General features: G+C 28.4%; 1 protein-coding gene. It reads right to left on the reverse strand.

What is annotated here, in order from left to right; translation table 11 throughout:
- Positions 1-605, reverse strand: a 605-nt coding sequence (locus EZH24_RS13000) for a GTP-binding protein (protein ID WP_137999441.1), incomplete at its 3' end; no start/stop codon positions are given.
- Positions 606-751: the final 146 nt, after the last annotated feature.

Raw genomic sequence — 751 nt, forward strand, 5'->3', positions numbered from 1 at the left:
TAAACATAATTTAAATTACCGTCTCCAATTTCTTTTATTTCTAAATTTTCATTTTCCGAATTAGATTTTTCATTTAAATTTTTTATTTCTTTTTTAAACTCATTTTTATTAAGGCTTTTATATATATTCAAAATTTTTTCTTTTAAGTCGTCTATTCCGTTATTATGTTCGGCGCTTATTCCAACCATTTCTTTTATGCCGAGAGAGTAGAATTCGTTTATTAATTGATTATGCGAATCGGCGTCAACTTTATTAATTACGAGTATTATCGGTTTGTTCGTCTTTCTTATCGCGTTTATAAAATGTCTGTCGTCTGGATGGCTTTGATGAGCGTCAACCAAAAATAAAAGTATATCCGATTCTTCAGTCGCAGTTTTCAGCGCTTTCTCTCTCACTTTTTCGTTTAAAATATCTTCGCTTATATCGAGCAGTCCACCAGTGTCGAATATATTAAATTCTATTCCGTCAATATAAATTTTTTCTACGCTTATATCTCTTGTGACTCCCGCGGTGGAATCGACTATAGATTTTCTTCTTCCAACTAATCTATTGAAAAGAGTGGACTTTCCCACATTTGGTCTTCCGAGTATGGCGATATTTTTCATAATTTATTTTATCAATTTTAGCTTTAATTTTTATAATAACATATTTTATAATATTATATAAATAATACAAACTTATAAAAAATTTATTTTAGGATAAAAAACATATATAGAACCGCCTAATAAAAGACGATTCTATATACTCTATA

Source organism: Brachyspira catarrhinii (assembly GCF_005518285.1).
Lineage (GTDB): Bacteria > Spirochaetota > Brachyspiria > Brachyspirales > Brachyspiraceae > Brachyspira > Brachyspira catarrhinii.